The 24,097-nt window shown below is 56.2% G+C and carries 17 protein-coding genes; 8 read left to right on the forward strand and 9 right to left on the reverse strand.

The genetic code is table 11. The features are described 5' to 3' along the window. The first annotated feature begins 1 nt into the window (after nt 1). Genes PKY88_06720 through PKY88_06740 form a run of 5 tightly spaced genes read left to right on the forward strand, consistent with a single transcriptional unit; the run spans nt 2 to nt 4,182 of the window. Nucleotides 2-988, forward strand: coding sequence for an ABC transporter ATP-binding protein (locus PKY88_06720; protein ID HOQ04889.1), 987 nt, complete (start codon nt 2-4; stop codon nt 986-988). Further along, nucleotides 966-1,985, forward strand: coding sequence for a dipeptide ABC transporter ATP-binding protein (locus PKY88_06725; protein HOQ04890.1), 1,020 nt, complete (start codon nt 966-968; stop codon nt 1,983-1,985). The genes PKY88_06720 and PKY88_06725 overlap by 23 nt, the downstream gene beginning before the upstream one ends. A gap of 51 nt (nt 1,986-2,036) precedes the next feature. Further along, a complete protein-coding gene (locus PKY88_06730) occupies nt 2,037-2,399 on the forward strand; it encodes an STAS domain-containing protein (protein ID HOQ04891.1) in 363 nt (120 codons plus the stop codon). A gap of 45 nt (nt 2,400-2,444) precedes the next feature. Continuing rightward, nucleotides 2,445-2,900, forward strand: coding sequence for an ACT domain-containing protein (locus PKY88_06735; GenBank protein ID HOQ04892.1), 456 nt, complete (start codon nt 2,445-2,447; stop codon nt 2,898-2,900). Between the two features lie 52 nt (nt 2,901-2,952). Then, nucleotides 2,953-4,182 carry a PQQ-binding-like beta-propeller repeat protein gene (locus PKY88_06740; protein ID HOQ04893.1) on the forward strand — a complete coding sequence of 410 codons (1,230 nt, stop codon included), beginning with the start codon at nt 2,953-2,955 and terminating at the stop codon, nt 4,180-4,182. A gap of 10 nt (nt 4,183-4,192) precedes the next feature. Here PKY88_06740 and PKY88_06745 read toward each other — a convergent pair whose 3' ends face one another. After that, complete coding sequence (locus PKY88_06745) at nt 4,193-5,134, reverse strand: fumarylacetoacetate hydrolase family protein (GenBank protein ID HOQ04894.1); 942 nt, start codon at nt 5,132-5,134, stop codon at nt 4,193-4,195. Between the two features lie 243 nt (nt 5,135-5,377). On the opposite strand from PKY88_06745, the gene PKY88_06750 reads away from it, so the two are divergent. Together PKY88_06750 and PKY88_06755 are read left to right on the forward strand one after the other, a co-directional pair. Then, nucleotides 5,378-7,207, forward strand: a complete 1,830-nt coding sequence (locus PKY88_06750) for an alpha-L-fucosidase (protein ID HOQ04895.1) — start codon at nt 5,378-5,380, stop codon at nt 7,205-7,207. Between the two features lie 9 nt (nt 7,208-7,216). Next, on the forward strand, nt 7,217-8,140 hold the full coding sequence (locus PKY88_06755; protein ID HOQ04896.1) for an aldo/keto reductase: 924 nt from the start codon (nt 7,217-7,219) through the stop codon (nt 8,138-8,140). Between the two features lie 69 nt (nt 8,141-8,209). On the opposite strand, the gene PKY88_06760 is transcribed toward PKY88_06755, so the two are convergent. From PKY88_06760 to PKY88_06775, 4 genes are all read right to left on the reverse strand, one after another. After that, complete coding sequence (locus PKY88_06760) at nt 8,210-10,435, reverse strand: LamG domain-containing protein (GenBank protein ID HOQ04897.1); 2,226 nt, start codon at nt 10,433-10,435, stop codon at nt 8,210-8,212. A 283-nt stretch (nt 10,436-10,718) separates the two neighbouring features. Continuing rightward, nucleotides 10,719-11,549, reverse strand: a complete 831-nt coding sequence (locus tag PKY88_06765) for a PEP-CTERM sorting domain-containing protein (GenBank protein ID HOQ04898.1) — start codon at nt 11,547-11,549, stop codon at nt 10,719-10,721. A 91-nt stretch (nt 11,550-11,640) separates the two neighbouring features. Then, nucleotides 11,641-13,335 carry a FecR domain-containing protein gene (locus PKY88_06770; GenBank protein HOQ04899.1) on the reverse strand — a complete coding sequence of 565 codons (1,695 nt, stop codon included), beginning with the start codon at nt 13,333-13,335 and terminating at the stop codon, nt 11,641-11,643. Beyond that, nucleotides 13,332-13,895 carry a sigma-70 family RNA polymerase sigma factor gene (locus tag PKY88_06775; GenBank protein ID HOQ04900.1) on the reverse strand — a complete coding sequence of 188 codons (564 nt, stop codon included), beginning with the start codon at nt 13,893-13,895 and terminating at the stop codon, nt 13,332-13,334. The genes PKY88_06770 and PKY88_06775 overlap by 4 nt, the downstream gene beginning before the upstream one ends. Before the next feature lie 327 nt (nt 13,896-14,222). Here PKY88_06775 and PKY88_06780 point away from each other — a divergent pair, with 327 nt between their 5' ends. Then, entirely contained in the window at nt 14,223-17,168 is a 2,946-nt protein-coding gene (locus tag PKY88_06780) for a carbohydrate binding domain-containing protein (GenBank protein HOQ04901.1), read from the forward strand. Nucleotides 17,169-17,332: 164 nt separating this feature from the next. Here PKY88_06780 and PKY88_06785 read toward each other — a convergent pair whose 3' ends face one another. From PKY88_06785 to PKY88_06800, 4 genes are all read right to left on the reverse strand, one after another. Then, nucleotides 17,333-18,949: a DUF5597 domain-containing protein gene (locus PKY88_06785; GenBank protein ID HOQ04902.1), complete on the reverse strand. Its 1,617-nt coding sequence runs from the start codon at nt 18,947-18,949 to the stop codon at nt 17,333-17,335. Between the two features lie 42 nt (nt 18,950-18,991). Continuing rightward, a complete protein-coding gene (locus PKY88_06790; GenBank protein HOQ04903.1) occupies nt 18,992-21,292 on the reverse strand; it encodes a glycoside hydrolase family 3 N-terminal domain-containing protein in 2,301 nt (766 codons plus the stop codon). A 233-nt stretch (nt 21,293-21,525) separates the two neighbouring features. Continuing rightward, nucleotides 21,526-22,656 carry an endo-1,4-beta-xylanase gene (locus PKY88_06795; GenBank protein HOQ04904.1) on the reverse strand — a complete coding sequence of 377 codons (1,131 nt, stop codon included), beginning with the start codon at nt 22,654-22,656 and terminating at the stop codon, nt 21,526-21,528. Between the two features lie 27 nt (nt 22,657-22,683). Next, the gene (locus tag PKY88_06800) at nt 22,684-24,096 is read right to left on the reverse strand and encodes an MFS transporter (GenBank protein ID HOQ04905.1); all 1,413 of its coding nucleotides are present in this window, start codon (nt 24,094-24,096) and stop codon (nt 22,684-22,686) included. Between the last annotated feature and the right edge of the window lies 1 nt (nt 24,097).

Below are 24,097 nucleotides of genomic sequence, written 5' to 3' on the forward strand. Positions count from 1 at the left end.
AATGACGGATACGCTTTTGTCCATTCAGAATCTTTCGACGCACTTTTCCACAGAGCAGGGGCTGGCCCGGGCCGTTCAGGAGGTCAGTTTCGATATCCCGCGCGGACAGACCGTGGCTCTGGTCGGCGAAAGCGGCTGCGGAAAAAGCGTTACGGCCCTGTCGATTCTGCGGCTGGTGCCCCAGCCGCCCGGACGGATCGTTTCCGGACGGATTCTTCTGGAACACCGCGATTTGCTTTCCCTGACGGAGTCTCAGATGCGGCGCATCCGCGGCAATGAGATTGCGATGATTTTTCAGGAGCCGATGACCAGTCTGAATCCGGTTTTTACCATCGGCAGCCAGATTGTCGAGGCCATTCGGCTTCACCAGAAAAAAACCGCCCGTCAGGCCCGTCAGGCAGCGGTCGACATGCTGGCCAGGGTGGGCATTGCCGACCCGCAGCGGCGGTTTGATGAATATCCGCATCAGCTCAGCGGCGGGATGCGGCAGCGCGTGATGATTGCGATGGCGCTGTCCTGCATGCCCAAGCTTCTGATTGCCGACGAGCCCACGACGGCCCTGGATGTGACGATTCAGGCCCAGATTCTCGACCTGCTCCGGCATCTGCGGCAGCAGCAGAAGATGAGTATTCTGCTGATTACCCACGATTTGGGGGTGGTGGCGGAAAATGCCGATTCGGTTGTAGTGATGTATGCGTCGCGGGTTGTGGAGTCGGCGCCGGTCGAGCCGCTGTTTGACAAGCCGCTGCATCCCTATACACGGGGACTGCTTCGCTCGCTGCCGCGGCTGAATGAACGGCGCGACCGTCTGGAGGTCATCCCCGGAACCGTTCCCAATCCGGTGGATTTTCCCTCCGGCTGCAAGTTTCATCCCCGCTGTTCCATCGGATGTCGAGACAAGCGATGCCGGACCGAGGAGCCGCCCCTGAAGGAAGTGATGCCGGGACGCCGGGTGGCCTGCTGGTATGCGGAAGGATACGGAGGATAAACGGATGGTGTCTGCAGAGAAGAAGCCCCTGCTGGAGGTTCAGGACCTCAAGACCTATTTTCCGATCCGAGTCGGTTTGTTCGGCCGAACGGCGGGTTTTATCCGCGCGGTGGACGGCGTCAGTTTTCGGATTGAGCCGGGGCAAACGCTGGGCCTGGTGGGCGAAAGCGGCTGCGGCAAAACGATGGTGGGGCGGACGATTCTTCGGCTGATTCCCGCCGTCGGGGGCCGGGTCTTTTTTGACGGGACGGATGTGCTGTCCATTCCGGCCGGCCGGCTCAAACCTCTCCGCCGTCAGATGCAGATTATGTTTCAGGACCCGTATGGGTCCCTCAATCCGCGGATGAATGTTGAGGCCATTGTCGGAGAGCCGCTGAAGGTTCACGGCCTGGCTTCCGGCCGGCAGCGCCGACAGCGGGTCGTCGAACTGCTCGAGCAGGTCGGTTTGTCCCGCCGCTATCTGGACCGCTATCCGCACGAGTTTTCCGGCGGGCAGCGGCAGCGCATCGGGATTGCCCGGGCCCTGGCCCTCGGCCCGAAATTTCTGGTCTGCGACGAGCCGGTCAGTGCGCTGGATGTGTCCATTCAGTCTCAAATCATCAATCTGCTGATGGACTTGCAGAAGCAGCTGAAGCTGACGTATCTGTTTATTGCTCATGATTTGGCGGTGGTTCGCCATATCAGCGACCGGGTGGCGGTGATGTATCTGGGACGCATTGTTGAGCAGGCGCCGCGGGATGCCTTGTTCGAACAGCCTCTTCATCCTTATACGCAGGCCCTGCTCAGTGCGATTCCCGTTCCCGAACCGGGCCGCCGCCGCAACCGCATCGTTCTTCGGGGTGAAGTGCCCAGCCCTGCCAATCCCCCTTCCGGCTGTCCTTTCCACCCGCGCTGTCCTTTGGCGGAACCTCGGTGTGCTCGGGAGGAACAAACGCTGCTCGAATATGGAAAAGACCGCTGGGCAGCCTGCTGGAAGGCGGGCACCCCGCTGGATTGACAAAAGTCGGGCAGGTGCATACAATAGAGGAGAAAGGAAAACAGCAAACCTATGGAAGCTTCGAACCGGCTTACGCTGACGGAACAGGATGGAGCGGCGATTGCGACCCTGAATGCGGAGTCGGTCAATTTGGCGGAACTGGAGATAATCGCCGGTGCGCTCCGCGACTATATCGCCTCCCGTCGTCCCCCGCGTTTGATTATCGATTTGGGCCGGGTTCGTTTTCTTTCATCGATGATGCTCGGCCTGCTGGTGGATACCTGGCGGCGTCTGAGAGAATACGGCGGGCGCATGCGAATCTGCGGTCTTCAGCCCCATCTGATGCGGGTTTTCCGTGTGACCCATCTGGACCGAATCTTTGAGTTCTCTCCGGATTGTACCCAGGCGTTGGATGCGTTTCGTCAGAACCCATAAGGGTTCTTTGCGTAGAAAAAGAGTTGATATGGAAAGGAGCCGACCGTGTATCTGGACACCCAATTTTCGATTTTCATGGTCAATAAGCCCGGTGTGCTGGCCCGTATTTTGAAGGAAATCGCCGAAGCCAAAATCAACATCGTGGCCCTGACCATGACCGATTCGTATGAGCACGGCGTGATGCGTCTGGTGGGAGACGGTGCCGACCGCGTGCGGGCCGTCCTCAAGCGGCTCAACCTCCAGTTCAGTGAAACGGAGGTGCTTTGCGTAAATCTTCCAAACCATGCCGGTGTGCTGGCGACGGTCACGGGCAAGCTGGCCGATGCCCATATCAATATTTCGTATGCCTACTGCACGGCAGGCGCTCGCGGCGGACGCACAACCGGTGTTCTGAAGGTCGCCGATGTGGCCAAAGCGATGAAAGTCCTCGAAGGGCATGTTGAGCCGAAAAAGAAGAAAACCGAACAGTCTGTCCGGCGCAGCCCGACGGTCCGGCGGTAATCGGTCTGCTCATCTTTTTTGGAACAGGAATGGTCGCGAAAGGATGGGTCTTATGAAAAAGGGTATCTTGTCTCTGTTCTTTTTTACCGGATTGGCATCTGTGTTGGTATCGGGGGTTTTTGCTGCCGACTGGCCTCAATGGCGCGGTCCGGGGCGTGACGGAAGAGTACAGGATTTTTCCGCTCCTTCCCAGTGGCCGGCGGAACTCAAACAGCAGTGGTCTGTGCCCGTCGGACAGGGGGTAGCCACTCCCGCCCTTGTGGGACAGCGGCTGTATCTGTTCACCCGGCAGGGCAATGAAGAAGTGATTTTGTGCCTTGATGCTCAAACCGGAAAAGAAATTTGGTCCAACCGCTATGAAGCCGCCGCAGTCACCGGGGCTCCGGGACGATTTCCGGGTCCCCGCAGTTCCCCGGCCGTCGGGGAAGGCAAGGTGGTCACCCTCGGCGTCGGCGGCGTGGTCTCCTGTCTGAATGCGGAGGACGGGAAACTCCTGTGGCGGACCGACCCCTATTCCGGGGCTGTTGTACGGTTTTACACGGCTGTTTCGCCTTTGATAGCCGAAGGAATGGCGATTGTTCAGCTGGGCAAGGAAGAGAACGGCGGCGTCATCGCCTATGATTTGAATTCCGGTCAGCCCCGCTGGCAGTGGACGCAGGAAGGGCCCGCTTATGCTTCACCGGTTCTTCTGACTGTCGAGGGGAGCCGGCAGGTGGTCGCATTTACCGACAAGAAACTGGTCGGACTGGCCCTGGGCGACGGTGAGCTTCTCTGGGAGCTGCCGTTTCTGCCGCTGGAGCGCTCCTATAATTCCGTCTCACCGATTGTTGATGGACAGACTGTTATCTATTCCGGCGCTCAGCGGGGCACGTTTGCCGTTCGAGTGGAAAAGCAGGGAGAGGGGTTTTCAGCCCGCTCGCTCTGGGAAAACAAGGAAGTGTCCGCCAAATACAATACCCCCGTTCTTCATCAGGGCTTTCTCTATGGTCTTACGGACAATGGGTATCTGTTCTGCCTGAATGCCTCCGACGGCACGCTCGGCTGGCGCGGCCAGACCCAGTATGACCGCGGCGGTTTCGGAGCCATTGTCGATGCCGGTTCGGTTCTGATGTTTTTGTCGCCGACCGGCGATTTGGTTGTGTTTGAGCCCAATCCGAAGGAGTTTAAGCAAACCGCCTCCTATAAGGTTTCCCAGACGCAGACCTATGCGCATCCGGTCCTTGCGGGCGGCCGCATCTACATCAAAGACCAGGAAAACCTGATTCTCTGGACACTGGAATAAGAGAAGGAGTTTATCGTACGCCGGTGTAAAACGCCGGAGGTTTTTCGCCCATTCGGTTGGTCAGCGTGCCGATGCCTTCGATGGTGCATTCCATCACATCGCCGGGCTGCAGATAGCGTCCGGTTGCGGCGCCGACCCCGTGCGGCGTGCCGGTGGCAATCACATCCCCCGGCTCCAGCGTCATCAGGTAGCTCAGGAAGGAAACGATTTCGTAAACCGTATAAATCATTTCGGCGGTGGAGGCGCTTTGCCGCACTTCCCCGTTGACTTTCAGGGTCATCGGAAGATTCTGCGGGTCGGCGATTTCATCCGCCGTAACCATCCACGGCCCCAGCGGCAGAAAATCGTCCGACCATTTGCCCATCAGCCATTCATAAAAATCCTTTTCGCCGCCCGCTTCTTTTTTCCGTCCGAAAGTGACCGACCGCGCCGAAATATCATTGGCAATCGTATAGCCGGCAATCACATTTTTGGCTCGTTCCGGTGAGAGAGCACGAGCCGTTTTTCCGATAATGACCGCCAGTTCAATTTCGTAATCCACTTCCTCGCTGTACAGAGGCCACAGAATCGTTTTCTGATGGCCGCAGGCCGCTGTCGGAGGCATCATAAACGGTCGAATGGGACTTTTTTTGCCCGTCAGATTCGGCAAATCCTTATACCGGCCCGTTTCCTGAATGTGCTGCGGATAGTTTCCCGCCAATGCCAGAATCTTGTTGGGCTTGGGGATCGGAGCCAGCCACATCAGGTTGTCATAAGGGATTTTTTCTGTCGGCCGCTCCAAAATCTTCTGGAGCGTTTCCATTGCACCGGCCCCTTTAATCAGGATTTCCTTGACGCTGTGAAGGCGGTTTTTCGGGTTGTCCTGAGTGGCGGTTGGAATGTCAATAAACCCTTCCGGCGTTACAATTCCGCATGTAACGCGGTTGTTGTAAAAACAGGAGGCAAGCTTCATTCCCGACCCTTTCGAATAAAGCCGGACCCTCCGCGAGCCGCAGGAGGTCCCTACAGGTTTTTATTTTGGCGTTTTTTTAGCAGCGTTCGGATTCCTCCGAAAAAACTTTGTTTTCTCCGTATCTACCCTATAATCTATCGGATAGCATTTCAAGCAACTTTTGGGAGAATCTTCATGAATTGTTTAAAATCAGCTGCAGGGGGGCGGAACCGTTGTGAGAAAAAGAGGAGGAACTATGGACAAATGCAGTCTTTTATCGATTCCTTCTTTTTAGGGGCTCTCGGAATAGTTCTCGCATCTTTTGGCACAGCTTTGTCTCAGGGCCGGGAAGTGCCGGCTCAGGAGACGCTTCAAGAACCTTCATTGCCGCAATGGCTAAAGGATGCTAAATTCGGCATTCTTGTCTGCTGGGGGCCTTACAGTGTACCTGCCTTTGATAACGAATGGTATTTTCGGAATATGTATCTCGAAGGCCATCCGGTTTATCGGCATCATCGGGAAAAATACGGAGACCCATCCGTATTCGGATATAAGGATTTTTTCCCGCTTTTTAATGCGGAGTACTTTAACGCCGAAGAATGGGCGGCCCTGATGTCGGAGGCGGGGGCCCGCTTCGGCGGTCTGGTGGCCGAACATGCCGACGGGTTTTCGATGTGGGCCAGCCGAATCAACCGCTGGAATGCAATGGATTTAGGGCCTCGGCGAAATATTGCCGCCGAATTATCCGCTGCGATGCAAAAACGCGGACTGAAGGCAGTGCTGAGCTTTCATCATTCGTCCAATCTTCTTCAGAACACGTTTCTCACCAAAGAAGGATGGGATACGGCAGACCCTCAATATGCGGACCTTTACGGAAAGTTTCTTGACCCGGTGGTCGGTTTTGAGCGATGGCTGGTCAAAATCCAGGAGGCCGTCCAGACCTGCCGGCCGGACCAGATTGTCTTTGAATCCGGTCTTGACGGCATCCCGGATGCTTACAAACGCCGCATGGCCGCCTTCGTTTCCAGTCAGCAGGGACAATTCGGCCAATCCATTATTGTAGCCGGACTGCCTCAGGATTTTCCCGCAGGCGCAGGGATTCCGATTCTGGAACCGGCACGCGTTCAGGCAATCCAAACCTCCCTGTGGCTCGCCCTCGACTCTATCGGAGCAAACAGCCGCTGTTTCACCGAGTCGCTGCAGTTGAAATCCGCCCAGGAGCTGATTTATGAATTGATTGATATCGTCAGCAAAAACGGGGTTCTGCTTTTGACCATCAGTCCCCGTGCCGATGGAACAATCCCCTCCGACCAGCAGCAGATTCTTTCCGAAATCGGGCGGTGGCTTCGGGTCAGCGGTGCGGCTGTTTATTCGACCCGTCCCTGGGACTTGTACGGAGAGGGCGGCTTTTCATCCTCTTTGAATGAGATGCCGGTTCGTTTTACATCTCAGGCGGGGACCCTTTATGTCATCACATTCGGCTGGCCGAAAAGCCCTTTGCGGCCCCAATCCCTGCAGGTGCGTGCCTCCGATTTACGCTCCAAAGTTACTCTTTTGGGCTTGTCTGATGCCTTGCCGTTTCGAGTGGACCGCAACCATCGGCTGGCAATTGATGTGCCTGACCTTGCCCCCTCGCAGCGTCCCTGTTCCTATGCCTGTGTTTTCAAATTGGAGGGGTTCGACATTCAGGCCGACCCCTTTTACGGCCCCGATGCCCTGGTGCTCGAAGCGGCCGCCGCACTGCTCGAAGGAGAGCGTCTTCACCGCCGAGAACACGGCGGTTTGAACTGGATTATCTGGGAAGACCCGCAGGAGAAAATCCACTGGCTTGTTCACGTTCGAAAGCCCGGGCGCTATGCCGTCCGACTGGAGGGCTCGGCCGCTATCGGTCCGGTTTCCCTGATGGTCTCCTGCGGCTCGGAAAAACTCCGTTTCGGATTTCCCCGAACGGACGACTGGGAGGACCTGCGGTTTGTGGAAGCGGGGACAATCCGTTTTCAGAGGTCCGGCGTCTATCATCTGACGCTTCAGACGCAAGACCTGAAAAACTGGCGTCCGGTGAATCTGTGCCGGATTCGTTTGACACCTCAATAGGAGCAGTGTATGAGAATCGCAAGACGTACATTCCTGAAACAGACTTTATGGGGATTGGGCGCTATTCTGCTCGGCTGCCGCCGAGGCGAGAAACATTCCCCTGCGGCATTCTGGAATCCGTATGAAAAGGTGCGGCTGGGCCGCACGCCTATCCGGCTGTCCCGCGTCGGTCTGGGAACGGGAATGCGGGCTTCCGGCCGGATGTCCAACCAAACCCGGCTTGGACAGGAGAAATTTACCGAACTGGTCCGCACCTGTCTGGACCGGGGGATTTCGTGGTTCGATGCGGCAGACCTGTACGGCAGCCATTCCTATCTGGCCGAGGCCCTCCGGGGGGTTCCGCGGGACCGGTATGTTCTGGTTTCCAAGATCTGGCTTCGGCCCAGAGGACTTCCGGAAGGACGGCCGACGGATACGGAGCAGGTCGTGCATCGATTTTTGCAGGAGCTTCGAACGGATTATATTGATTTGCTTCTGCTTCATTGCCTGGTTGAGCCGGACTGGCTGTCGCGGTATGAAAAGCAAATGGAGGTGCTGGTGCGTCTGAAGGAGAAAGGTCTCCTGCGGGCGCACGGTGTTTCCTGTCATTCGCTGCCGGCTTTGTCCGCCGCCGCTTCGCATCCGTGGGTTGAATCGATTCACGCCCGCATCAATCCGTTTGGTGTCCAGATGGACGGCTCGCCGGATGCTGTGGTTCCGGTTCTTCGGCAGGCGCATGAAAACGGCAAAGGCGTCATCGGAATGAAACTTATCGGCGAAGGGGCCTTCCGGAACAGTCCCGAAAAACGCGCGGAAACCATTGACTTTGTGTTCAATCTGGACTGTGTGGATGCCGTCACCATCGGATTTGAATCCCTCGAAGAAGAGGCCGATTTTGCTCGGGCCGTCCGGCAGACGCCGGTTCGAACCCTGCCGGCGGTGGTTTCGGTATGAACAAAAAAACACACTCCGGCTGCGTGAAGCCGGAGTGTGTGGTTGGGGTTTACCGCCCTGCAATCCAAATCAATTGCAGGCGGATTGCGGATAACGCTGACATTCAAGCCATTGAGCAGCGAACAGGGCGAAATCGGCCAAATCCACCTGGCAGTCACCGTTCAAATCAAACGCCGTCAGCGGGTCTTCCTCGTCTTCCATGCACACGAACTTGCTCGGTTCAAAATCCACATATAACTGGGCGATTTGAACCGGTGTCAGAGGATAACTGTAAATCCGCACGTCGTCAATAGCCCCGTCAATCGATTGTTCTGTAGCCCGTCCGCCGATGGAAAGCGGAGCCGCCGCCGGCGGAGCCCCCGAAATGTCCAGGGCAATCGTCTCGTTGTTGTCGCCGTCGGTGTAAATGGTGTAGGACGTTGTCTGCGGATTATAAACAGCTGTAATCATATGCCACTGGCCGTCGTCCAAAGCAATGTTCGGATTGCCGTCCGCCCAGTAGGCCGGGTCGTTGTTCGAATCAAAGAAAAAGACCGCCTGATTCCGCCAGGCCTTGTCCACACCGAACAGCCAGCCCGCTGTACCTGCATCCAGTTTGGAAACCGGAAGCCGCCAGCCGACCGCGCTGTTTTCCTTATACCAGAAGCTGATGGTAAAGCCGAGCGGATAGAAGTTGAAGAATTCCGGATTCTCAATTTGCACATAATCCGCCGTGTTGGCAAATACGATGGCATTGCCGTTGATGCCCGCTCCGTAGGTGTCAAGGCCGGTTCCGCCGCCGGCCATCGTTCCGTGATGCGCCGGAGCGCCGGGCACACTGGCCGAAACAGAATCCAGCAGACTGCCGTCAAACTTCCAGTGTCCCATCAGCCGTTTTGTCCACACCCAGGCTGCTTTCGAAGGAGCCGACGGAGTCAGACCGTTGTAGGCAATGCAGTAATATTGTCCTTCGTGGGCGACGGTGGGGGCCGTAATCGTCAGCGTGGTGGTTGTTGTGCCTGAATAAACGCTGTTGTCTGTCAGCGGAATGTCCGGAGTGCTCACCTTAAACCACTGATACGTATTGGCGACGTCGTTGGCGACAATGGAAAGGACCGCATTCGGTGAAGCGACCGTATTCACAGGGTCAACCAGAATCAGAGGCGTTGTACCCTTGGCGGTAAACGACCAAATCGGCCCCAAAATATTATTGGGATCACCCGACGGATTGGCATTTCCTGTGCCGTTGTCCAGTCCTTCTTCGATGCTCCAGTAATACTTGCGTCCTTCCGCCAGCGTAATCGTGTAAGAAACATCCGGGTTGTTCCAATCGGTATGGGGCACTTGTCCCGCCAGACTGAGGGATGTTTCGCTTTCCCCCACCCAGATATAGTGCATCCGAATCTTCGGATTGACCGGATAAACGTCGTTGGGGTCAACGCCCGCCTTCCAGTTCAGCTGCACCTGTGTCTGGGTCGGATTAATCAGCGTTCCGACGGACCCGTCCACGTTCTGCGGCAGGGGATTGGGGTCCCGGGCACAAAGCGGCGGAATCGCCGTCAGGATCATTCCGCCCGGAATTGTTTGCGTATCAACGACAATCGTCCCGCCTCCGCGGCTGCCCGGTGTAGTTCCGTAGGCCTTCAGGTATCCGTTGGCAATCCACGTCGGGATATTCGCACTTTGGTTCTGTCCCCGAAGAATCAAAGTCCCGTCCCAGATATCCAGACAGGTCAGCCCTCGTCCGGCGGTGTTGGCCGCCATATTCATTCCGTTGGTAATATCGATTGTGCCGCTGTAGAGGTTCAGAAAGCCGCCCAGCCACAGATAATCGCTGACGGTGACGGTGCTGCTGTCGTACACGTTCATCGTCACATACGGTGCGACGAACCACCAGTTGTCGCCCAGGCAGAGGTTGACCACGCTGAGCCGTCCGCCGTTGCGGATGTTGATGACCGAACGGGTAGCTTCGCTGGTGGCAACCGGGGCCATCACAAACCCCAGATGGGTGAGCGACCCGCCGTTAATGTTCAGGGTGGCGCCCCAGTTCGGCCCATGCAGGTCGGTGGGACGCACGGTGGTGCTGCCGCAGACAATATTGTCCTGCGCCCGAATGGTAACCGAGGGAGAAGCGGCTATGTAGCCGATATTGATGTTTCCGGTTACCGTCGGGTTGGTCGGCGGTACGCCGTTGGACCAGTTGCCCGGCGTGACCCACAGCCCGTCGCCGGCCGCTCCCGTCCAGTTGGTGTCCGCTGCCAGCGCCGGCATCACCAGCACGGCCGACAGAAGGAAAAAGGAAATGAAGCTTTTCATAACTGCGTCCTCCAAAAATGGTTCTAATCTTTCCGATTTTCAGCAGCTTTTCAGTAATACCGTTCTCTTCAATTTTAGTCCTGTCATTCCCGTCAATGCGGGCTTGTGTCATTCCCGCGCAGGCGGGAATCCAGTTTTTCTGTTTTTGCCTTTATCTGTTCTTCTGGCTCTGCCGCCTGAAAAGCAGAAACTGCTTTACGTCCCTATTGGATATCCTCCTGAGTCCAGCAAAAAGGGGCCGATGCCGACTGAAGGCACCGGCACCCTTTGAGTTCAATTATCCTTATCCTCTTTTGCGGAGCATCGTCAGTCCGCCCAGCCCCAGCAGAAGCATTGTTGCCGGTTCGGGAATCATTGCCGTAATCTGAACGCCGTTGGGGGTTTGTGAGACAACAACCTGTCCGGCGCCGCCGAAGGCCACCAATTGACCGCTGGTAATCCAGCTGAGGGCTTCCTGGTAGGGGTCCCGTCCTGCGGCAGACCCCTGAATGAGCATCATAGCATTGTTCCAGATGTCAATGCGGGCATACGGGCTTCCGTGGGCCGCCATATTCACCAGCCCGCCGATAGTCAGAACAGCATTGTCATACAGGTTGACCCGGCCGCCCAGCCACATCCAGCCGCGGGCTCTGGCTGTGCTCGTATCATACACATTCAGATTCGCATACGGAGCAGTCCAGAACCACCAGTTGTCGCCCAGCGCCAGTTCTCCGACCTCGAAGTATCCGCCGTTGGAAACATTGATGTTGGACGGTGCATCCGCCGCACCGATTGGAGCCGCTACAAAACCGCGATGAATAAACGTTCCGCCGTTGATGTTCAGCGTTGCGCCCCACTCCGGGCCCCAGAAGTCCGACCAAAAAGCACTGTTGCCGAATTCCGCCAGCTCTCCCACGCCTACATTGGCCACGGATGTGCTGCCGGCAAATCCGACACACTTGCCGCCGCCGTCGCCGGCCGGAAGCGTATCCGGAACCACCCCTCTGGACCAGTTGGCCGGATTATTCCACGAGCCCTGATTGCCCTGAATCCAGAAGTTGTGCTCATCCGCCCAAACGACGGCCGTCAGGGCAAGGATGAGTGTGCAGAAAACCAGTTTCCATGTTGTTTTCATCTGTCCATTCCTCCAAAAAAATTCTTTGTTTTTCCTTAGCTCTATCACACACTCCACACTTCACACGCTTTTCGAGCATTGTATGTTGTTATTATTCCGCCCGCAGATGCAGCTGGGGCAGTGCAAACAGCCCCCAGTCTCCGTCCAGCACGTAGGGCTGACCGTCAATCCAGAGGCATTTTTCGCGGCCGCCGTCGGTAACCGCCAGTGTCAGGAACCGGTCGCTTTCTTTCAGGTCCACGTCAATCGAATAAATTTCTGTTCCGTCCGCTCCGCGCCGGCAGAATCGAACCTGTCCGTCCACCAGCACCCAGAAGTCGGCATAGGGACTTCGCCGCGGCCCGTTTTCGCTGATGCCCGCCAGGGCTGTAAAGCGGCTGATTTTCAGATTCGCAAGCGTTCGGCGGATGGCTTCCAGATCAAAGGTAATTCCCAGATTGGCGTGCATGAAAATAGCCGGTTTATCCGCCGTTCCGTACACCTGCCCGTCCAGCCGAAACTGCGGACTGGACAATTCTACCGGGTCGGACAATTGCCCGCCGTTGGTAATTTCCGTCCAGAACTCCCCATTGGTTGCCGGGCACTCCTCGAAAACATCGCCCCGGGAACTGACAACGACGGGTTTGGAGCTCGGGTCAGGCACAAAAACGCCGTCCACAAAGGGATTCCACGGAACGAGTTCATACCGTCCGCTGCCCTTGATGCTGTAGCGGGGAGTGATTTTTTCCACTTTCTGTCCGTTCAGCGGGTCAATCCCGGCTTCAATCCGTCCGGTTCCGAATCCGCTGCCGCCGCCGACGATATCCGCCAGATTGACGTTTTGTCCTCTCCAGACAAACTGCGTCTGCGGATTCACACGCCGCACAAAGGCCTCTTTTTTCAGGGCAATATCCAGCACGTCACCGGCGGCGTTTACGGCTTTGGCAAAGCCTTCCCTGATTTCATATTGATTCTTGGATTCTTTGGCCGGTCCTGAAATCATCATAGTTTTTCCGGCCATCACATGCACTTCCATTCCGTCCGGGTCGGCTTTGATGCCGAACTCCGTACCCAAATCAATAATTTTTGAAAAGGGCGTACTGACGGTAAACCCGACGGCTGTTTTGGGGACGGAGGCAAACAGCCGGCCGGTGCGAAGCTGAATCTGGTCGTCAGTCAGAAGGGTAAAGTCGGCGGGACCTTCCAGCACTGCTCGGCTTCCGTTGTCGAACTGAATTACGGCGATTCCTTCCGCCAGCCGCAGCGGTTTAGACTGCGTGCTCAGACGCATTCCCTCGCGAAGCCCCCGCTCCGGGGAAGCCCAGCGGACATTCAGGGTTTCTGTCAGTGTGGCCACTTCCACGCCGCGTCCGGCAGGCCCGAGCAGGGCGTAAGAAATCAGCAGAATCAGTGCGGCGGAGGAAACGAGCAGGGAATACAAGGAAAGCCGGCTGACCCTGTAAGGAGGACCTGCGGCTCGGCCGGCGGCAGGGGGAATATCCGCTGGTTTCTCCATTTTCTCAATCGGAACGGGGGCGGCGGTTTGTTCGTTCAGGGCCAGTTCTCTCCAGAAGGCCGCATCGAGCGAGCTGCCGGACGGGTCTGTCATCGTTTCGGTGTGCGCCGGCTGAATCCCGCCGGGCTCGTGAAAGATGGCAATAATGGAAATCGTGCGTCCGTAATACCGCCGCGCTTCCGGATAGCTTTTCAGGAGAAAGCAGAGCCGGTTGAACTGCTCGTCGGTCAGCGTTCCGTCCAGCTCCATTTGAATCAGTTCAGCCAGTTCTTTTCGAATGGATTGGTTCATTCGACTGCTCCTTCCCGCCGAAGCGTATTTTCAATGCAGACCTGAAGGGCATCCTGAAGGCGGGCAAAGGCCTTGTACATCCCGAAAACCGGTTTGCCCAGCATGCTGGCAATGGCCTTAATCGTCATTCCGTCCTGATAACGGAGTCGAAGCAGTTTTTGGTTTGTTTCGTTTAGTTTCTGAAAGCAGTCTCGCAGGGCCTCAGTCAGAGCATTTGCGTCTTTCATTTCATCCAGGGTGGTGTCGGCCAGGTCCTTGAGCAGGGCGTCATCAAACTGGATTCTGGACCGTTTATGTTCGTTGAAGAATTTTAAAACCAAATTTTGCGCGATTGTGATTCCCCAGGCTAAAAAACTGCTTCCCTGTTGAAATTCGTCAAATTTTCTCCACATTACGGCGGCGGTTTCCTGCAGTAAATCGTTTGCATCCGTGTAGTTATGGACAGAGGAAAGGATATAGGCGTAAAAATTCCTCTGATATGTCATAAACAGTTGAAAAAACAATTCTTCTTTGGGTTTTTGGGTGTTTGACATCGTTTGTTTTGACTCGTTTTCCTGCATTTTGACGTTTCCTCCTTCAGTAATACCGCCGAAAAGGGCAGTTGGACAAAAATGAATCGTTTTTTTCGGAAATTAAAGGATTTTATCGTTCTTTTCGGCTTTTGGACTTGACAGAACGTGCCGAAAAATAGATAATGATAAAGTAAACGTTTACTGAACAGAACCATGGGGAGGCCGTCGGGGGCAGCCGTTCGATTCAGTAAAAAGTTCCGGGAGAAGAGAGATGGGAAAAATTGCCTACCTGCGTTCCATATTTCTATTCCCGTTTTTTATTGTCGGGTATTCTGCTGTATCCCTGCTGCCATCTGAAAAGAGGAGATGAATATAATGCGCCCTAAACAAATTCTTTTTCTGACCGCCTTTTTCCTTAGTTTTTCATCGCTGCTTTGGGCCGATGCCAACGTGCTGACCAATCCCGGATTTGAAAGCGGTACCACCGGCTGGGCAGCCCGAAGCTGCACTATCAGTGCCGTCACATCCCCGGTCCGCACCGGCACCTACAGTGCCCGCGCAACGGGGCGGACAGCAACCTGGCAGGGCATCCAGCAAACCCTGATGGATAAAGTAGTTGTGGGGCAGACCTATCAGATTTCCGGCTACGTCCGCGTCAGTACCGCCGGTTCTACGGTCAAAGTTTCCGTCCAAAAAACAGACGGGAACGGGACAACCTATACCAATGTGGCAAGCGGTACGGCAAACGACACCGGCTGGGTCTATCTGTCCGGCAATTACACCGTTACCGTCACCGGCACGCTCACGGAATTGTGGGTCTATTTCGAAGGTCCCGCCTCTGGAGTGGATTTGTATGTGGATGATGCCTCCGTTTACGGTCCGACGGCCGGCGATGATGCCTCCCTCCAGATATCGCCGGCGGCCCGCTATCAAATGATTGAGGGATTTGGGGCTGCCGGCGCCTGGTATGAAGGGATGCTCACCGGACATACTCAAAAGACGACCCTGTATAACCTCCTGTTCCGCGACCTCGGGCTGGATATCTACCGGGTTCGCAATACCTATGATCAATCCGGCGGTGCGGACTATATGAGCCGTTCGGCCCAAATTATCGCCGCCGGTCAGGCCGCCCTCGGCCGTCCCCTGAAAGTCCTGCTTTCCTGCTGGTCGCCGCCGGCCTACCTCAAAAGCAATGGAGATACCGCCAACGGCGGCACCCTCATCGGCGGCCCCTCCAATTATGCCTATGACCAGCTGGCCGACTGGTTTGCCGACAGCATCACCGCCTGGAATAATCTGGGAGTGAATATTGATTATCTCAGCATCCAGAATGAACCGGACTGGACGGCCTCCTGGGATACCTGCCGGTATGAACCGAGCGAAACCTCAACCTATGCCGGCTACAACAAGGCCTTTCAGGCCGTTTACAATAAACTGTATGCCCGCTTCGGCACGGCCATGCCTAAGATGCTGGCTCCGGAGACCACCGGTTTGTACGGCGCCGCCGGCAGCAGCCCTTCGGCCTACATCTCGGCTTTGTTCAATCAGGACCAGGTGTACGGGTATGCACATCATCTTTACAACATCAATGCCGGCGATAATCCCGATGCCTATCTGACGGCGATGCAGAACTTCCGGACTCAATGGGGCACCAAGCCGCTTTTTCAGACGGAATACGAAAAGGCCACCGGCAGCTGGCCCGACGCTTACAATATTGCTTTGCTTATGCACAATGCTTTGACTGTTGAGCAGGTCAGCGCCTATCTGTATTGGGATTTATTCTGGGGCTCTGAAGGCGGGCTGATTACGCTCAACTCCACTTCCACCTATACCATCAACTCGGACTACTGGGGTTTTAAGCACTTTTCCGGCTTTATTCATTCCGGCTGGCAGCGGATTGGAGCATCTTCGAATTCGCCGCTGCTTCGTGTTTCCGCCTACATCAGCCCTGACGGCCAGAACCTGACCGCTGTTCTGATTAACACCAGCGACAGCATTACGGTAAATGCGTCTCTTGCATTTTCTGATTTTACCGTCAACGGCGGAACTATCTATCGGACTTCGCAGACGGAAAATTGTGTCAACCTCGGCGCTTATACCGGCGGGCCGCTCTCTGTCCCGCCCAAATCCGTCACGACACTGGCCCTGACCGGCTACACAGGCCCGCTGCGAACCTTGACGGTTTCCTCTTCCGACGGCGGGGCTGTATCCGCACCGGGAGAAGGAAACTTTACCTATTACAATGGAACGGTTCTTTCGATTGCCGCCTCCGCAGACGCCTCCTGGCGGTTTGTTCAGTGGACCGGCACAGCCGTCGATGCCGGCAAAGTTGCGAATCCTTTCGCCGCTTCCACCACAGTTACTGTAGATGGCGATTATACCCTTTATGCCTCCTTCGAATACGATCTGATGCCTCCGTCTCCGCAGCCGGCCTGGCAGCTTCCGCCGACGGCCGAAGGACCAACCCGCCTGGCGATGACCGCCGTTTCCTGTATGGATGACAATCCGCCGGTGGAGTACTATTTCGAATGCCTGACCGAGCCCTCTTTGTCCAGCGGCTGGCAGACCTCACCCGCTTACAGTATCAGGTGGCTCTCTCCGGCTTCGGAATATGTTTTCCGATTCAAAGCCCGCGACAGCGCCGCCGCACAGAATGAAACAGAGTGGTCTTCGCAGATCTCTGTGATAACCGAAAATCCCCGTCTTCCCGTTCAAATCCTCAGCAATTGGCAAAGCGGTCTGTCCCATACGGCGACGGCCGGCTCCAATCGCCTTCTGGTCTTTACCGCCCACGCCGAAGCAAGTGCATCCCTTTCGCTCTCTTCTGTGACGTACGGCGGTGTCCCGATGCTCAAAATTGCCGAACGGGAGCACGGAACAACCACACGAATTTATGCGGCCGCCTTTATTCTTAATGAAGCCGGCATTGCCGCGGCCTCCTCCAGTACGTTTGTTCCAACCTGGAATGTTACCCCAAGCAGTGTCGGATATGCCTCTGCCTTTTTATCCAATGTCCATCCGACCTCGCCCGTTTCCTTCAAAGCCGTCAACAGCGGCACAACCGCCACGGTCTCCACGGCCCCTCTCTATGCCGAAGCGGGGGATTTGGTTGTCGCCGTCGGGGCCTGCGGCAATACGGGCACTTACACCCCTGAAAACGGTTTTCTCAAGGCCGTTGAATTGACCATTTCTTCCGCTGATGGTGTGGTCGCCTATAAAACCGCCGGCCGGACCGCAGATGAAACCCCTGCCTTGACTCATTCGAGTGTCAACCGGCAAGCCGTCCTCGGCTTTATTGTGCAGGGTATTCCGAGGGACTGACTCTACGGTGATTTCAATTGGGACCTTACGGTCAATCTCGATGACCTGTCGGTTTTTCTCGAATCCTGGCTGGCGGAAGACTGCGGGCGTCTGGACCTCAACAGCGACTGCCGGATTGACATGACCGAACTGGCGGAGTTTTCCGCCGGATGGCTCCGGCTGTCTTATTGATAACAATACAGGCGGAACCGCTGCACGCCGTATTCGCCCATCGGCAGACGGACGTGACGGCCCTGATGGCTTTCATCGCCGCTGAGCCGGCGTGTCCGCACCCACTGTCCGCTGCGGAACTGTCCTTCTTCTATCCATAAAATCCCGACGTTTTCATTTGGATTGGCGGATTGAAAGGTGAGGATAATTCCCTGGCCGGCGGCCCAAAATATATCCGGACCTGCCTGGGCAATCAGACCGCCCGCCTGCGGCCATGAATAGGCCTTTGGGTCTCCGCCGGACCAGCCCCAGGTGTAATCATGGCGAATGTGAATGCGGTATTTGCCCAATTGGACATTGTCTGCGGGTTTTTCCTTATCCAAAAGCACCCCGTACATCGCCGGCGGTTCTTTGGAGGATGTAAGTTCCCCAAACAGTCCCCCCAGAATCGCATACGCCTGTCCGAGGGCCGCCGCCGTCTTCTCATCGGCCGTATCGATGGCAAAGGGGCTAAAGCCGATGGCCCGGTGTTTCCCGACGGCATAAAACACCTGCACACCGCAGTCCGGTCCTTTGCGAATTTCCGGAATAAAAAGCGGATTATCCGTTCGGGCGTACTGTTCGCACCAGAATGCGATATTGGGGAAATAAATATCCGGTGCCAGAAAATCAATGTCTTTGGCTGCTGCTTTCCAGATGTCCATCAGATGCGGCAGGGGGCCTCCGCTGGGGTATTCGCCCGGCTTTTTATCCGGACGATTCAGGGCCGCATTGACAAACATCGGCAGCGGATACTCTGCCTTGCCCGCCGCCGCAGCTGCCTGCACATAACGCCCGCAGTGCCAGGCCGTAAAAATCTCATCCGTTTGGAGCCCTTTGCCGAAAACCTGCTGCCAGGTGCCGCCGGTGCGAAAACCCTGTTTGGCCCAAAGGGCCCGCAGGAACGGATGCAGCGTCTCTTTTCGGCTGGTCAGATAGTCCATTAACTCCGTCGGCACAGGTCCGGCAAAGGCCTCATTGGCCGCCCGGCCCCATTCCCTCGCATCCTCCAGCATTCCGACTTCGTTTTCCACCTGTACCATCAGAACGGTCTGCTGTTTTTCATCAATCTGGCGAAGGTGCCGCATCAGGGCCCGGAACGCCGCCGTATCCGCCCGCAGATTCTCCGGGCAGAAGGCCGACAAGATTTCCAGGGTCCGCCCGTCTTTGAGCCGCACACGCTCGAACCGCCGCCAATCCTGCTTGACCCACGCCGGCGCATAGCAGGACATGCTGTTTTTCCAGGTCCCAAACCACAGCAGCACCAGCCGCATTTGGTGGGCCCGTGCCTGTTCAATCAGGCCGTCCACCTGCGAAAAATCGAAGCGCCCCTCCTCCGGTTCTATCAGGTCCCAGTACACCGGCACCAGCACGGTGTTCATCTGCATTTGTCTGAATCGCGGCCAGGCGGGTTCCAGATAGGACAGCTCTGTCGCCGCTGAATTGCCGACCTCTCCGGCCAGCATCAGAAACGGCTTGTTTTCAACGAACAGATGAAGATGCTCTCCGACTCGCCGCAGGTGCGGGATATCCGCCGCAAAAACTGTCCCCGTCCAGAGCAGCCAGCCCCACAAAACGCATCGTGCCCGCATAGAGTATCTCCCTTCCCTTCTGTTTGGCGCGCTGTTTTTCGATTATTTCTGAACCGTCAGAATTACCTTCTGCAGGTCTTCATCTCGGGAGGAGCTGCCCACCATGATTTCAAACTCGCCCGGTTCAACCGTGTAGTTCATCTGGATGTCGTAAAACGCCAGATGCTCCGGCTCAATCGGCAGGGCGACGGTTTGGGTCTGTCCAGGCTGCAGGGTAATGCGTTTGAATCCTTTCAGCTCCTTGACCGGCCGCGTGACGGAACTGACGCAGTCCCGGATGTACATCTGGACGACTTCGTCTCCGGCACGTTTGCCGGTGTTGGTCACATCAACCAGAACACGCGTGGACTGGTCGGGCCGAATGGTGCTTTTCTCCAGACGCAGATTCTCGAATCGGAATGTCGTATAGCTGAGCCCGTAGCCGAACGCAAACAGCGGGCTGATTTCATCGAACAGATACCCGCGGCGGGCGGACGGCTTGTAGTTGTAGTAGGCCGGAATATGTCCTACCGACCGCGGAAACGTAATCGGCAGTTTTCCGCTCGGATTGACCTGTCCGAACAGGACTTCGGCAGCGGCCCGGCCGGCCTCCTGCCCCAGATACCAGCACTCAAAAATCACCGGCACCTTGGCGGCCAGATTGCGGACGGACAACGGCCGGCCGTTGAACAGCAGGGCGATGATGGGCTTGCCGGTTTCCGCCAGTGCGTTAACCAGCTCATCCTGCAGACCGACCATCTCCAGACTGGCCCGGTCGCCCAGATGGTTCTTTTCATAGGCCTCGCGGGAGGTCTGCTCATTGCCGCCGACGGCCAAAATGACGACATCGGCACGCCGGGCGACCTGGACCGCCTCGGCAATTGACTTGCGGTCTTCGGCCGGGTCGCTGAGCACCACTTCGTCCTGCGCCCAGGACCCGCCGACTGTAATCTTGCATCCTTCGTGATAGAGCACATCGGCCTGTCGGCCGACATAGTCCCGGATGCCCTGCAGAACCGTAACAAAATGTTTGGGTGTGCTGCTGTATCCGCCCAACAGAACGCGGTCCGCATTCGGCCCGATGACGGCAATCGTCCGGATTTTCTTTAAATCCAGCGGAGCAAGGCCGCCTTCGTTTTTCAGGAGTGTAATCGTCTTGCGGGCCGCCTCCAGGGCCAGCTGCGCATGGGCCTGGCACCCCACGACTTTTTCGGCTTCGTCCGGGTCCACGTACGGGTCTTCAAAAAGTCCCATCCGAAACTTCCATTCGAGCATCGGGGCAATCAGCTCATCCAGCACCGATTCCTCAATCAGCCCTTCGCGGACCGCTGCAACCAGATGCGGATAGCAGTCCGGCTCCGGCAGTTCGATATTGACGCCCGCTTTGGCCGCCAGCACCGCGGCATCTTTTTGACTGGCTGCTACATGATGACCGAAGAGTCCGGGGCGGTCATACAGTTCCCGAACGGCGTAATAGTCGGAAACCACATATCCTTTAAATCCCCATTCTTTCCGCAGCACCTCCCGCAGCAGCCATCGGTTGGCGTGAGAGGGCACGCCGTCGATTTCGTTGTAGGAGGCCATCACGCTCACAACCCCCGCCTCTACGCATTTTTTGAACGGGTACAAAAACACCTCCCGCAGGATGCGCATTGAGACATTGACCGGTGCGCAGTTGGTGCCCGACTCCGGCTGGCCGTGGGCGGCGAAGTGCTTGAGTGTGGCAATCAGATGTTTTTTGTCCTTGAAGTTTCGGTCGCCCTGAAATCCCCGCACCGCCGCCGCCCCCATACACGCCGCCAGATAAGGGTCTTCCCCGAAGGTTTCCTCCACGCGTCCCCAGCGCGGGTCTCGTGCCACATCCACCACCGGAGTGAGGGCCTGATGCGTTCCCCGCACCCGGGCTTCATACGCCGTCATTGCATACAGCCGCTCGGCCAGTTCCGGGTCAAACGTGGACGCCAGCCCGATCGGCTGCGGAAAACTGGTGGCTTCCGGTGCCGCATGCCCGTGCAGACATTCTTCATGGAAAAACACCGGAATCCCCAACCGGCTGTTCTCGATGAAAAATTTCTGGATGGCGTTGGTCAGCTCCGCGGTCTGCCGCGGGGTTGTTCCGCCTCCGGCATCGCTCGGACGTCCGACCTGGCCCAGACCAAAACCTTCTCGATAACCGGCTTTGGCCTTCTCCGGGTCAAATTCCCCTTTTTCGTTCAGCAGAGTAGTTTTTTTCTCATTCCAGACGCAAAGCATCTGGGCCACTTTTTCTTCGAGGGTCATTCGCGAGAGAAGGTCTTGAACCCGTTTTTCCACAGGAAGAGAGGGATTTAGATAAGAGGGTTTGCTCTTGGATGCGGTTTTCATTTTATCTGTTCTTTCTCCAGTTTAACCATTGTTAAAGTCAAAAAAAATCTCCCTTGTGAAAATCCCTTTTGAAGGGTTTTTCACGTTCCAAATTCCCTTCTCTCTGAAATCAATTATCCGTCAGAGGATGGCTTTTTGTCAAATGTTTCCCCTGTTCGGACGAAGTTTTTCGCTGCTTACTACCCCCCTATAAATGAGGCGTTTTCGGGTTTAATGCCGGGCGTTTCGTCCGGTTATTTGCGCTCCTCGGCCGCCTTTACGACAGCGTAAAAGGCCGGCTTGGGTTTTCCCTGCCGGTCAAACAGAAGCGGATAATCGGACCGTCCGCGCACCGGCCAGTTGTTTCTCCAGGAGTTGCCGTCATGGACGTTCCAGAAGGTCACCCGGTCGATTTTGTCCGCGTGTTTGCAGAACAGGGCGAAAATATCTGCATACCGTTTGGCCAGTTTTTCCTGCATTTCATCGGGCAGACCGTCCGGCCACGGGTTCAGTTCTTTGCGGAGTTCGTAATTCTGGGAAATATCCGCTCCGGTTTGTCGGCTGGCGTGCGGGAGTACCGTCACATCCAATTCCGTAATCATCACCTTCAGTCCGAGGGCGGCAAAGGTTTCGATGCTTTTCTCGGCTTCTTCCAGCTCCGGATAATCCAGCCCCCAATGCCCCTGCATCCCGATCCCGTCGATCCGAATTCCTTTCTCCCGCAGTTCATTGACCAGACTGACGATGGCTTGCCGCTTGCCGGGCTTCCACTCGTCATAATCATTGTAATACAGTTCCGCCTCCGGGTCGGCGGCATGGGCAAACTCGAAGGCCCTGGCGATATAATCCGGGCCGATGATTTGCAGCCACGGGCTCTTGCGCAGACTGCCGTCCGCCTCGATGGCCTCATTGACCACATCCCAGGCGTGGACACGGCCTTTGTAGCGGCCGACTACGGTTTCGATATGCTCCTTCATCCGCTGCAGGAGCATCTGTCTGCCCGCCGGACCGCCTTCGGCGTTTTGAAAGACCCATCGCGGGGTCTGGCTGTGCCAGACGAGGGTATGGCCCACAATAAACATCTTGCTTTTCTGCCCAAACTCCACAAACGCATCCGCCGTCTCGAATGTGTATTCCTCCGGTTTCGGATGAATGCTTTCCCATTTCATCGCGTTTTCTGCCGTAATCGTATTGAAGTGTTTGACCACCAGCGCTGTTTCCGATGGGATCTTCCCGTGTATCTGGTCCGCATTCAGAGACGCACCCACCCGGAATCGGCCTTCAAAAACATCTTTGAGGGCCGGCTCTTCCTTTTCCGCAGAACGGCCGGTTTGAACAAACAGAATCGCTGCCGCAAAAAGAATACCCCATTTCACCTGCTTCATTGGCTGATTCCTTTCCATTGCACAATGTTACTGAATCGATCGGCTTTCATATTGTTTTCGACGTGCGATCAGGTCGCTTTCAATCTGCTTCATCCGCTGGTTGCTCAGCGGGTAAAAGAGCATCAGGGCTGCCCCAAGAAAGGCGAAAACCGACGGATAAAGACTCATGCTCATCCGAATGCCTGTCAGGGCTGTCGGGGTTTGTTCCGCATTTTCTGCGTTGTACCCGTAGGCCGCCAGAATCCAGGCCAGCAGGGCTCCGCCGATAGCTACTCCCATCTTCAAGGCAAAAAGCGAGGCGGCCATAATCAAAGCCGTCGCACGCCGGCCGTTCTTCCACTCCGAATAATCGGCGGTATCCGTATAAATCGCCCATTGCAGAACGGAGACCGGTCCGACGGAAAAGGAGGCAATCAGCTGCAGGACCAGCAGCAGACCGAGGTTATCCCGATCCAGAAAATAAACGGCGGCTGTGGACAGACCGCAGAGGGTTAAAAAGAATAAATAGGCCTGCGGTTTGCCCAGCCGCAGGCTGAACCATTTGGACAGGACCGCCCCCGCCAGCGTGAATACCGTGCCGGCCATCAGGTAGTAAGAAGACAGGTCGTCATGGGGAATGATTTTGGTCATTCCGAACAGACTGATTTCTCTGTCCTGAATATAGTATTTAAAGAAGTAGGGTATGCAGCTGCCGCGCATGACGATAAAGGCCAGCTGAAAGACGGTTGCTCCGCCGATCAGGAGCCAGGGGAGATTGGTCAGCAAATCTTTTAAATCACGAAGAATCGGATTTTTCCCTTTGGGCGGCTGCACTCGTTCCCGCGTTGTGGTGAAGGTGACCAGGAATAAAAGGACGGCTGCGCAGGAGAAAACGACCGCCGCCCATTGCCATCCGACGGTTTCATTGCCTTGGCCGAAGAACCGCACCATCCTTGTCAGAAGCAGCTGAACGCTGAAGGTGCCCACAAAGGCCAGGGCAAACCGGAAGGAGGACACCACCGTGCGGTCCATTGAGTCCGGCGTGATGACCCCCATCAGAGCGGAGTACGGCACATTGATGGCTGTATAAATCATCGTCATTGCCGTATAGGTTACATATGCCCAAATCAGTTTGCCCGTCGGTCCCAGATTCGGCGTGGTAAACATCAATACCCCCAGCACCCCGAACGGCACCGCACACCAGAGCAGCCACGGGCGGAATTTTCCCCATCGCGAATTCGTCCGGTCGGCAATCATCCCCATAATCGGGTCATTCACGGCGTCCCAGATTCGAGTCACCAGCATCATTGTTCCCAGCGCCGCCGCGGGAATCCCGAAGACGTCTGTATAAAAATAGGATAGATAAATGATGAAAATCTGGAAAAAAAGGTTGGAAGCCGCATCGCCCAGACCGTAGCCGATTTTCTCACCGATTGAAAGTTTTTTCACTCCATTTTCCATA

The organism is Anaerohalosphaeraceae bacterium, assembly GCA_035378985.1.
In the GTDB taxonomy this organism is placed as follows: Bacteria; Planctomycetota; Phycisphaerae; order Sedimentisphaerales; family Anaerohalosphaeraceae; genus JAHDQI01.

What these genes read in the sequence shown, in the direction of transcription:
- PKY88_06800 (HOQ04905.1), bottom strand. Translation starts at nt 24,096, where the DNA reads ATGGAAAATGGAGTGAAAAAACTTTCAATCGGTGAGAAAATCGGCTAC.
- PKY88_06720 (HOQ04889.1), top strand. Translation starts at nt 2, where the DNA reads ATGACGGATACGCTTTTGTCCATTCAGAATCTTTCGACGCACTTTTCC.
- PKY88_06775 (HOQ04900.1), bottom strand. Translation starts at nt 13,895, where the DNA reads ATGCAGGAAAACGAGTCAAAACAAACGATGTCAAACACCCAAAAACCC.
- PKY88_06795 (HOQ04904.1), bottom strand. Translation starts at nt 22,656, where the DNA reads ATGAAGCAGGTGAAATGGGGTATTCTTTTTGCGGCAGCGATTCTGTTT.
- PKY88_06740 (HOQ04893.1), top strand. Translation starts at nt 2,953, where the DNA reads ATGAAAAAGGGTATCTTGTCTCTGTTCTTTTTTACCGGATTGGCATCT.
- PKY88_06765 (HOQ04898.1), bottom strand. Translation starts at nt 11,549, where the DNA reads ATGAAAACAACATGGAAACTGGTTTTCTGCACACTCATCCTTGCCCTG.
- PKY88_06760 (HOQ04897.1), bottom strand. Translation starts at nt 10,435, where the DNA reads ATGAAAAGCTTCATTTCCTTTTTCCTTCTGTCGGCCGTGCTGGTGATG.
- PKY88_06730 (HOQ04891.1), top strand. Translation starts at nt 2,037, where the DNA reads ATGGAAGCTTCGAACCGGCTTACGCTGACGGAACAGGATGGAGCGGCG.
- PKY88_06755 (HOQ04896.1), top strand. Translation starts at nt 7,217, where the DNA reads ATGAGAATCGCAAGACGTACATTCCTGAAACAGACTTTATGGGGATTG.
- PKY88_06750 (HOQ04895.1), top strand. Translation starts at nt 5,378, where the DNA reads ATGCAGTCTTTTATCGATTCCTTCTTTTTAGGGGCTCTCGGAATAGTT.
- PKY88_06745 (HOQ04894.1), bottom strand. Translation starts at nt 5,134, where the DNA reads ATGAAGCTTGCCTCCTGTTTTTACAACAACCGCGTTACATGCGGAATT.
- PKY88_06780 (HOQ04901.1), top strand. Translation starts at nt 14,223, where the DNA reads ATGCGCCCTAAACAAATTCTTTTTCTGACCGCCTTTTTCCTTAGTTTT.
- PKY88_06785 (HOQ04902.1), bottom strand. Translation starts at nt 18,949, where the DNA reads ATGCGGGCACGATGCGTTTTGTGGGGCTGGCTGCTCTGGACGGGGACA.
- PKY88_06770 (HOQ04899.1), bottom strand. Translation starts at nt 13,335, where the DNA reads ATGAACCAATCCATTCGAAAAGAACTGGCTGAACTGATTCAAATGGAG.
- PKY88_06790 (HOQ04903.1), bottom strand. Translation starts at nt 21,292, where the DNA reads ATGAAAACCGCATCCAAGAGCAAACCCTCTTATCTAAATCCCTCTCTT.
- PKY88_06725 (HOQ04890.1), top strand. Translation starts at nt 966, where the DNA reads ATGCGGAAGGATACGGAGGATAAACGGATGGTGTCTGCAGAGAAGAAG.